Source organism: Flavobacterium pectinovorum, from assembly GCF_022802975.1.
GTDB lineage: Bacteria > Bacteroidota > Bacteroidia > Flavobacteriales > Flavobacteriaceae > Flavobacterium > Flavobacterium pectinovorum_B.
The window spans coordinates 312,337-324,182 of sequence record NZ_JAFEVZ010000003.1 but is presented as its reverse complement, the minus strand read 5'-3'; the positions used below and the strand labels follow the sequence as shown (position 1 = coordinate 324,182).

Annotated in this window: 3 protein-coding genes; all 3 read left to right on the top strand. The window is 37.1% G+C overall.

The window, feature by feature from the left end:
• The first annotated feature begins 352 nt into the window (after positions 1 to 352).
• The 3 genes from FLV_RS06295 (at position 353) to FLV_RS06285 (ending at position 11,788) form a co-directional block, all read left to right on the top strand.
• A complete protein-coding gene (locus FLV_RS06295) occupies positions 353 to 1,183 on the top strand; it encodes a T9SS sorting signal type C domain-containing protein (protein ID WP_243231974.1) in 831 nt (276 codons plus the stop codon).
• 436 nt (positions 1,184 to 1,619) lie between these two features.
• Positions 1,620 to 5,747, top strand: coding sequence for a T9SS sorting signal type C domain-containing protein (locus FLV_RS06290; protein ID WP_243231973.1), 4,128 nt, complete (start codon positions 1,620 to 1,622; stop codon positions 5,745 to 5,747).
• A gap of 653 nt (positions 5,748 to 6,400) precedes the next feature.
• Positions 6,401 to 11,788 (top strand): PKD-like domain-containing protein, encoded by a 5,388-nt coding sequence (locus tag FLV_RS06285; RefSeq protein ID WP_243231971.1) that lies wholly within the window; start codon positions 6,401 to 6,403, stop codon positions 11,786 to 11,788.
• Positions 11,789 to 11,846: the final 58 nt, after the last annotated feature.

The following is an 11,846-nucleotide window of genomic DNA, read 5'->3' as shown; positions in this document are numbered from 1 at the left end:
GCTTGCTAAGTAAAAAAGAGGCTTATCTGCTAAGATTTGAAGCTTTTTTTATAGAGGGAAACCTTTCATTTTGCTCAGGGAGAACATTGGTTTTTGAAAGTTAAGGATACATTCAATTTTATAATTCAACTTACTTGTTTTATATCGGTAAGACTTTCAATTAATTACATGTGTAAAAGGAGTAAGAAAAGGACTAATGCTGTATTTTAACTGTTTTTTTTGCTGTTTAACGATTATTTTTGAATGAAAAATTATTACCTTAATGGTGTTCATTGATACATAGGACAAGGAATTTTTAATTATTTCCTTTTTTGTTAAACCCAAATTACTATTTATTTAATACCAAATTGAGATGAAAAAGACTTTTATTACTGGGAGCATATTTATGATTTCTATATGCTCGTTTGCACAATCGACAACTAATGCTTTTAATGACGTAGTTGGGGTCTCTGAAAAAAACATTCAATTTTTTAATCCATCAAAAACATCGAAACCCAGTTTTTTGGAAAAACATCGTATTTGGCTTAATATGACAAATACAGGAGGAGCTTTTAAGCAATTGTTAATTGGTTATATTGAAGGAGCTACCAATGGATATGACAGCGATTATGACGGAATATCTTTGAACGCAAATCCCTTTTTAGACTTTTACAGTATAAACCAGGGCAGTAATCTGGTGATACAGGGTCGTGCTTTGCCTTTTAAAGATTCTGACGTCGTGCCTTTAGGATATCGTACAATTATATCGGGCGAATTTACTATTTCGATAGACGAGGTTGATGGAATGCTCACTAATCAGGCTGTTTATCTGGAAGACAAGCTAACTAATGTCCTTCATGATTTAAAAGAAAACAGCTATACTTTTACCACGGCAGTAGGTGTTTTTAACAATAGATTTGCATTAAGATATACAAATAAATCATTAGCTGTCGATGAATTTAAAACTATAAAAGATGCAGTATCAATTGGAGTTAAGGATCAAATAGTTTCAATAAATTCAAGTGGAGAGAATATTGATAAAATCATGGTTTATGACATTTCAGGCAAACAATTATCAAACAAAGAAAACATTAGAGACAGGCAGTTGATAATTCATGACTTGCCTTCTACCCGAGAAGTTTTACTGGTAAAAGTATTTTTGGAAAACGGAGAATCCATTACTAAAAAAACTTTGCTTAAATAAAATAAGGCAGTAACTCAAAAAATCCGATAGCGAAAGTTATCGGATTTTTTTGTAACTATTTGAAGATGAATTTTGTTTTTGGAGTATAAATTGCCTAAAAAATATGTTTGATATATTTTTTAGGCAATTGTTTTATGATAAAAATATAAGTTTTTATTTGTAATTGTTTTTAATTTTTTAAAATAAGTGCACTTCATAGTATGTTTTTTGATTTTTATTGAATTATTTAGTTTTGGTTAAAAATGCCGTTTAGAACTTTTATTTTTGTTTTATAAATTAGCCCCAAATTGATTTAGTTTTTTAATTCTTTATGTTTTGATTTTCAGGGCATAAAATTTTTAATGGATTCAATACGAATTTATTTTGGGTGACTAATAAAATTGCAATTTATTTATAAAAAAATAAGTTGTCTTTTTTAATTTAACCCTCCCCCAACATGATTAAAAAACTAGTAACTCTCGTTCGTTTGTTTTTTTTAAAAAAACAACAAAAACAACAAAACCCCAAAAAATTTATACCCCTAAAATTATTTGATAATAATGCTAAATGGGTTTGTTTTGTTTTTTTTCTCTGTGTAAATTTTTCTTTTGGACAAATAACGCAGCCAACCGCCTGGACCAGGGCTTATAATACCAACGCTACATCAACGTACACAGGCTTAAGTTTTTCTATTGCTGCCGGTTCTAATCGTATTTTAGTGGTCGCCGTTACAACAACATTTACAGATGCTGGAGGTAGTAGCCCTCAGGCTGATCCTACAATTACTTATGGAGGAGTTACTTTAACTAAAGCGACAGGGAATGGTGAAACAAATGGACGTATGCACACTTGGCTGTATTATTTAAAAGACAATGCTGTTATGAATGGTACTTCTCGTCCTTTTAATGTTACCGGTGGTACAATACAAAATTCGGCACTGGCAAATATGATGGTTTGGTATGCTGTTTATGCAGGAGTTAACCAATCACCAGCGACTTATACAACAGGAGACGGCCTCGGGAATGGTAGTACTGCTAGTTTAAGTGCTGCAATGGCAGTTAATGTAAACGAACAGGCAGTCTATGTTTCTAGTATATACAATAGAGTGGATGGGACAACACCCAGTTATACAATAAATAGTAATTGGACCAGTAGGGATTTAAATTCCGGAGCTTTTAATAGCAATAGTAATACTGTTGCCTGGACAAATCAAGTGGCAACCCGTAGTTTACCCACTTCAAATACAACGGATAATGCTGTAACTTCTACTATTAATCCAAACAATGGTGGAATTCGATTTGCGATGTCGGCGATGAGTTTGCCAAGTGTATTTATTCCAACCATAACTACTTTAGGGGCTACAAGTGGCTGTTCTGGAGGAACATTAATAATAAATGGAACAAATTTTACAGGCGCTACTGCTGTAACAATAGGAGGTACCAATGTCGCTTCATTTGCCATAAATTCACCAACACAAATATCTGCTGTAATTGGATCCGGGACAACTGGAGTTGTGAGAGTTACAACAGCAGGAGGTACGGCAACTAGTACAGATAGTTTTACTGTAAATGCCTTGCCAACAGCACCAACAGCATCTGCACAAAGTTTTTGCGGAAGTGCGACAGTTGCTTCATTGGTAGCTAGTGCGTCAGGAAATGTTGTAGATTGGTATGCAGCCACATCAGGAGGAACTGCTTTATCATCAGGGGCAGCCTTATCATCGACAACTTATTATGCTGAATCCAGAAACATTACTACAGGTTGTGTAAGTTCGTCAAGAACTCCGGTTGCAGTAACGGTAAATCCTAACTTACCAGCAAGTGTTTCTATAGCAGCTTCTCCAACAGGAGCAATATGTTCAGGAACTTCGGTCACTTTTACCGCTACACCTACAAATCAGGGAACAGCACCTACGTATCAATGGAGAGTTAATGGAAGTAATGTAGGAACAAATTCTTCTGTTTCAACCTTTACAACTACAACTTTAGCGAATAATGATATTGTTACCGTTGTGATGACATCAAACGCAAGTCCGTGTTTGACAGGAAGTCCTGCTACATCAAACTCAGTGACAATGTTGGTAAGCTCAATTTCAGCAGGTGGTAGTGTTGCAGGAAGCACAGTAGTTTGTCCGGGTACAAATAGTGCTACATTAACATTGAGTGGTCATACAGGAAGCGTTACAGGTTGGGAGTCTTCATTGGATAATTTTGCTACTGCGGGAACTCCAATAGCTAATATTACAACTTCGTTACTGGTTGAGAATCTAACTTCTACAACTTCCTATAGAGCTGTTGTGCAAAATGGAACATGTTCTGTGGCCTACAGTTCTGCAGCAACCATAACGGTACGTACCGCTCCAACCGCTACATTTAGTTTGAGTGGTACAGCAACGGTATGCGAAGGTACTGCGCGAAGTGTAAGATTTAACAATCCACATCCTGAGGGTATTACAGTTACTTATAATATTAATGGAGGGACAGAAACAAGTGTAGATATAGCGGGAAGTGCTTTCTTGGATGTTTTGGCATCTGCAAGTGCAGGTACATATAGTTATAATTTGGTTCGTGTTGCTTATCAGGCTGGAGGGTGTCCTACGGCTCTTTCGGGTTCAGTAAGTTTAACTGTAAATCCTACTCCAACGGAACCTACTATTGGTACGACAACCCATGTAAATTGTTCAAGCAATACAGGAAGTGTAGTTTTAGAAAATTTACCAAGTGGAAATTGGACTATTAATCAAACAGGTCATGCTGCAACAAGTTATACGGGTAGTACATCAACCAGAACAGTCACAGGTTTAGCAGCAGGAACTTATACTTTTGCAGTGACTAATGCTAACGGTTGCCCTTCAGCGGGAGCTACAGTAACTATTTTAGATAATTCGAATGCCTGGAACGGAAGCAGCTGGAGTAAAGGAGTTCCGCCTGATGATTCAATGAATGTTATCATAGAAGCAGTAAGTCCAATTTCACCATTTACATCAGATTTAGTAGCCTGTGCTTTAACAATTAATAGTGATGTTGTGGCAATAGTACCATCCGGAATAACATTGACTGTTACAAATGAAGTAACGGTTAATGGTTCTTTAACATTTGAAAATAATGCGAGTTTGGTTCAAATTAATGATGTAAACAATAACGTTGGGTCAATTACCTATAAACGTAATTCTCAGGCAATGAAGAATTTTGATTTTACGTATTGGTCTTCTCCGGTTGAGGGGCAAACCTTATACAATTTATCACCTAATACACTTTGGGATAAGTATTTGTCTTTTACGGGAGATGTCTGGAAAGAAGAGTTAGGTGCCAGTGTAATGCAGCCTGGAATTGGCTATATCATTCGAGTGCCTAAGCCAAACACGAGATATCCAAATAATAAAGATTATTGGACTACTGCTAGTTATGTACAGCAACTCGAATTTATCGGGAAACCTAATAATGGACACATTACCAGCAGCCAGTATTTTGAAAAAGATAAATATTATCTGATTGGTAATCCGTATCCATCAGCTATGTGGGCTGATGCTTTTTTAGAAGAGAATACTCATAATGATGGTATCTTAGGAGGTACAATCTATTTCTGGACCCATAATACGGCTATCAAGATGGTAAATTCTAAATTGTCTTATGTCTCAGATGATTATGCGAGTTATAACCTGGCCGGAGGCGTTGCATCTGCCCCAAGTGATCCAAATAATAATAATGTTGACCTTGACAATGATGGAATTCCAGACGGAGCTGATAACGGTAAAAAACCAACAGGTTATATAGGGGCAGGACAATCGTTTTTTGCCAGTGCAGATGGTGGTTCTGGGTATGTTGAGTTTACCAACAGGATGCGTTATGGCGGAACCTACAATTCGCAATTTTTTAAACCTGCAAAAACATCAAAATCGGCAGGATTTGAGAAAAACCGTTTGTGGTTAAATTTAACGAATACAGGAGGTGCTTTTAAACAAACTTTAATAGGTTATATTGAAGGAGCAACCAATGGTTATGACAAAAGTTTTGATGGTTTTAGTTTTGATGGTAACAGTTATATTGATTTTTATAGTGTTAATGGTGCTGACAACCTGACTATTCAGGCACGTGCTTTACCATTTAATGATGCCGATTTGGTGCCTTTGGGTTATCGTTCAACCATTGCCGGAGATTTTACCATTGCAATTGACGAGGCCGATGGAAAATTAGCCACTCAGAGAGTTTACCTTGAAGACAAGCAAACCGGAACCATAACCGAATTGACAGCCAAAAACCATAATTTTACCACAAAGGCAGGAACCTTCAATAACCGATTTGTATTGCGTTATACCGATAAAACATTGGGAACCGGAGATTTTGAAACGACAGATGATTCAGTTTCGGTTATGATTCAAAAGAAAACCGTTACGGTAAATTCGACAGTAGAAAACATTGACAAAGTGTTTATTTATGATCTTTCAGGAAAACATTTGTACACGAAAGATAAGGTAAACAATCCTGAATTGATTATTGAGCATCTTCCATTTGCTCAACAGATTTTACTGGTAAAAGTAGTTTTGGACAATGGATACGAAACCACCAGAAAAGTAATTTTTAAATAAAACACCAAAACCATAATTTATAAATCCGATAGCGAAAGTTATCGGATTTTTTTTTGATTGTAACTATTAATCATTGCGGTTAAAATGGATTAAATTAATAGCAATAACCCGTGTTGGGTGAAATGAAAAATAAGTGTCAGGCTGAGTCCGTTCGGCTTTGCTCAGGATAAACCTAGCCGAAGCCCTTTCGTATTCAAAAAATTTCGATTCCGTTCAGGATGACATCAATTCCTTAAGTTATAAATGATGTTTTATTTCCGATTTTATACTTTTTATAATCAAACCAATTTTTTTAATCAATTTCACACAACGGGTTATCAAAAATAATTTTAAATCATTATTAGGTGATTTTTAATGTAAGATTTTTTTTTAATTTTTTAAAAAAAATCAAAAAAAAAGTCCTTTTGTCGTGTTTTTTTGTTTTTCATCGAATACTTTAAATTTTGTTAAAAAAGCAATTCAGAACTGTTATTTTTGTTCTATAAATTAGCCCCAAATTAATTTAGTTTTTTGTTTTTTAATTCTTTATGTTTTGATTTTCAGAACATCAATCAGTAATAGATTCAATGCGAATTTATTTTGGGTGACTAATAAAAATTGCCATTTATTTATTAAAAAAATAAGTTGCTTTTTAAATTTAACTCCTCCCAAATATGATTAAAAAACTACTAATTCTTATTTGTTTGTTTTTTTCAAAACAACAACAAAATACCCCAACATTTATAACATCAAAATTATTTAGTAATAATGCTAAATGGCTTTGTTTTGCCTTTTTTGTATTTCAAATTGGGTATGGACAGTCATGTAATGTTGTTAGAGGTGGTGATTTTCCTAATCTTGCCTCGGTTACAACTAATTGGGGGCTTTTAACAGGAGCTACTACAGGATGGTATTATGAAGAGCTATATGCTGCTGGTAAAATTTATCTTGAGGCTGATGGAATTGGGACTACTTCGCTCGCAACAGGAAGGCTTAATCAAAATTTAACGGGACTACTTGGAAATTCATTAACAGTTTCGTTTGATTTAACCGGACAAAATGCAGATAGATTTGCATGTGGTACAACCGCTATGCTTGATGTAAAAGTTGGTGGAGTTACCTATATGACCATTACAAACCCAGTAAGTAATACTATTATTACACAAAATGATGTTCAAACTTTCAATGGTGCAACTTTTGGCCCAGCAAATTTCACTATACTTGTAGGAGCTAACGGTACACTTAATCAGACCACTTCAGTAAAGTCGGGAGGTTTACCAGCAGCTTCTTTAGGTGTTGTGAGAATCACAATGACAATTCCCTCATGGACAGGTGGAACTAGCGCATTGCTTGAGTTTGCAGCTAGAACCCCGAGTAAAACTACTCCTGAAACTGGAAATTGTAGGGATACATCTGGGGCAGACGACTGGATTCTTGATAATATTTCGGTTATTGCTTCTAGTCCTACCGCTTATACTATTACAGGTGTAGATACTTGTAATAGCCCAACAACAATTGGTTTGGCTAATTCACAGTTGGGGGTTAATTATCAGTTATATCGTGGCGGTACTACAGCTGTTGGAGGTTCGGTTGCAGGTACGGGAGCTCCTATTTCTTTTGGAAGTCAAAATACAGTAGGGGTTTATACGGTAGTAGCTACAGCAGGAGCTACAACTTGTACGACAACAATGACTAATAGTGTGTCTATTAACGCATTGCCAACAGTACCAACAGCATCAGCCCAAAGTTTTTGTTCAGGGGCAACAGTTGCTTCGTTGGTAGCTACTGCGCCAACAAGTGGCAGTGTAGTGGATTGGTACACAGCAGCGAGTGGAGGAACTGCTCTTGCAGCTACAACAACTTTGTCATCGGGGACTTATCACGCCCAATCAAGAAATACGACTACAGGTTGTGTGAGTGCAACAAGAAGATCGGTTGTAGTGACTATAAACGCATTACCAACAGCGCCAACTACATCAGCCCAAAGTTTTTGTTCAGGGGCAACAGTAGCTTCGTTAGTAGCTACTGCGCCAACAACTGGCAGTGTAGTGGATTGGTATACGGCATCGAGTGGGGGAAGTGCTCTTGCCACTACAACAGTTTTGTCATCGACGACTTATTATGCTCAATCAAGAAATACGACTACAGGTTGTGTAAGTCCAACAAGAACCTCAGCTGTAATAACAATAAACCCTATTCCAACAATAACTACAGCTGCCTCAACTGCGGTAGTTGCAGCAGTTTGTCAGAGTGCAAGTGTTCAAACGACAACAATGGCTTATACAGGTACTACCCAGTCGCCAACAAGTTATAGTATTGATTGGACTGGTATTGCAGATCAGGTATCTACTCCATTTTCTTTTGCTGGAGGAGGAGGAACGGTAACAGGGATAATAATTCCTGCTGGTACTGCATCAGGAACTTATACAGGAACAATGACGGTTTCCAGTGCTAATGGATGTACAGCAAATAAAGCCATCACGCTTACAATTAATGCTAATTTAACGCCTACAGTAAGTATTTCTAACTCACCATCCGGGACAGTTTGTGCCGGAACAAATGTAACTTTTACTGCTACTGCAACCAATCAGGGGACCACTCCGGTTTATCAATGGAAATTAAACGGAGTAAATGTTGGAGGCAACTCAACAACTTTTTCAAGTAGTACTTTATTATTAAATAATGATGTCGTGACTTGTGAAATGACTTCGAATGCAAATTCTTGTTTGACAGTGAATCCGGTAACTTCAAATGCTATTACGGTGGCGTCTGCAGGGCCAACAACTACCGGAGTGACTATTTGTGCAAACGGTTCAGGGACTTTGGGTTCTTCGACAACTTGTGCCGCTGGAAGCGCAGTATCGACAGGAGCTCAAGAGGCAAGGACTGGTGGGCAAATAAGTAGGACTTCTGGTCGAATTTGGGCTGATCCAGGTAATATTACTGCTGCGGGAGCTCCTTACGCTACTTTGTTTATTACGACCAATAATGCTGTAACTAATTATTTGACAGCAACAAATTATGATTTTAGCAGCATACCAAATAATGCTACAATAAGAGGAATATCAGCAAGAATTAGAAGGATAGCAGATGATGATGATATATTCGATAATTCTATAAGACTTATAAAAGCAGGAGCAATTGTTGGTGATGACAAATCTTCAGGAGCGGAATGGAATGATAATAGTTTTAGTATAGTTAATTTTGGAGGTACAAATGACTTATGGGGCACTACTTGGGATGTGTCAGATATAAAAGATTCTGGTTTTGGATTTGCTCTTTCTGCAAGAAGTGGTACAAATGATGATAGAAATCTTAGTGTAGATTATATGCGAATTACAATTACTTATACTGTTCCAGGATCTGTAAATTGGTATACAGCTGCTGCTGATGGCACATTATTAGGTTCCGGAACTCCCTTTAATCCGGTTGGTGTGACTGGTTCTGGTTTGCCGAATACTGCCACTCCCGGAACTTATATTTTTTATGCAGCATGTTCTTCAAATACAGGGTGTCGTACACCTACAGCATTTGTTATTAATTCAAGACCAACCATTACCAATACAACCTTAACCCAAACCATTTGCTCAGGCGGAAATTCTACTGCTTTTACTCCTACTTCGGGAGTTTCAGGAACTACTTATGGATGGACAGCAAGTGCTACGTCAGGAGTTTCAGGATTTACGGCAAGTGGTTCAGGAGATATTCCAACTCAGATCATTTCTACAACAGGAACGACTCAGGGAACCGTTACCTATGTTATTACACCAACTGCTAATGGATGTCCGGGTACAGCAGTTAATTATACCATATTGGTAAATCCAAGAGCAACTGTAACCAATACAACCTTAACCCAAACGATTTGTTCAGGTGGAAGTTCTACTGCTTTTACTCCTACTTCGGGAGTTTCAGGAACTACTTATGGATGGACAGCTAGTGCCACGTCGGGAGTTTCAGGGTTTACGACAAGTGGTTCAGGAGATATTCCAAATCAGGCCATTTCTACAACAGAAACTGTTCAGGGAACCGTTACGTATGTTATTACGCCAACCGCTAATGGATGTCCGGGTACAGCAATAAATTATACGATATTGGTAAATCCAAGGCCAACAACCCCAACGATTGGGGCTATAACCCACATTAGTTGTACTGCCAATACAGGAAGCGTAGTATTAGGAGATCTGCCAATTGGAGACTGGACAATAAACCAGACAGGGCATGCTGCAGCAAGTTATGATAATACGGTTCCTAATACAACAATTAGAACGATTACAGGTTTAGCAGCGGGTAACTATACTTTTACGGTAACCAATCCCAACGGATGTCCTTCGGTGGCAACAGCTACAGTAACTATTTTAGATAATTCGAATGCCTGGAACGGAAGCAGCTGGAGTAAAGGAGTTCCGCCTGATGATTCAATGAATGTTATCATAGAAGCAGTAAGTCCAATTTCACCATTTACATCAGATTTAGTGGCCTGTGCTTTAACAATTAATAGTGGTGTTGTGGCAACAGTACCATCCGGTATTACCTTAACGATTACAAATGAAGTAACGGTAAATGGTTCTTTAACATTTGAAAATAATGCGAGTTTGGTTCAAATTAATGATGTAAACAATAACGTTGGGTCAATTACCTATAAGCGTAATTCTCAGGCAATGAAGAATTTTGATTTTACGTATTGGTCTTCTCCGGTTGAGGGTCAAACCTTATACAATTTATCACCTAATACACTTTGGGATAAGTATTTATCTTTTACAGGCGATGTCTGGAAAGAAGAGTTAAGTGCCAGTGTAATGCAGCCTGGAATTGGCTATATCATTCGAGTGCCTAAGCCAAATTCTACCTATCCAAATAATAAAGATTATTGGACTACCGCTAGTTATGTTCAGCAACTCGAATTTATCGGGAAACCTAATAATGGAGACATTACCAGTAGTCAGTATTTTGAAAAAGATAAATATTATCTGATTGGTAATCCGTATCCATCAGCAATGTTCGCAGACGCTTTTTTAAAGAATGCTCATAATGATCCTATTTTAGGAGGAACAGTTTATTTCTGGACTCATAATACGGCTATCAAGATGGTGAATTCTAAATTGGCGTATGTCTCAGACGATTATGCTAGTTACAACCTTACAGGAGGTGTTGCATCTGCCCTAAGTGACCCAAATAATAATAATGTTGACCTTAACAATGATGGAATTCCAGACGGAGCTGATAACGGTAAAAAACCAACAGGTTATATAGCTGCAGGACAATCATTTTTTACCAGTGCAGAAGGTGGCTCAGGTTATGTTGTGTTTACCAACATCATGCGTCGTGGGGGAATCCGTAATTCGCAATTTTTTAAACCTGCAAAAACATCAAAATCGGCAGGATTTGAGAAAAACCGTTTGTGGCTTAATATGACCAATACAGGAGGTGCTTTTAAACAAACTTTAATAGGTTATATTGAAGGAGCAACCAATGGTTATGACAAAAGTTTTGATGGTTTTAGTTTTGATGGTAACAGTTATATTGATTTTTATAGTGTTAATGGTGCTGACAACCTGACTATTCAGGCACGTGCTTTACCATTTAATGATGCCGATTTGGTGCCTTTGGGTTATCGTTCAACCATTGCCGGAGATTTTACCATTGCAATTGACGAGGCCGATGGAAAATTAGCGACTCAGAGGATATACCTTGAAGACAAGCAAACCGGTACGATAACCGAATTGACGGCCAGAAATTATACTTTTACCACAAAAAAAGGCACCTTCAATAGCCGATTTGTATTGCGTTATACCGATAAAACATTGGGAACCGGAGATTTTGAAACGACAGATGATTCAGTTTCGGTTATGATTCAAAAGAAAACCATTACGGTAAATTCGACAGTAGAAAACATTGACAAAGTGTTTATTTATGATCTTTCGGGAAAACATTTGTACACGAAAGATAAGGTAAACAATCTCGAATTGATTATTGAGCATCTTCCATTTGCTCAACAGATTTTACTGGTAAAAGTAGTTTTGGACAATGGATACGAAACCACCAGAAAAGTAATTTTTAAATAAAACACCAAAACCATAAGTCAAAAATCCGATAGCGAAAGTTATCGGATTTTTTTTCTAA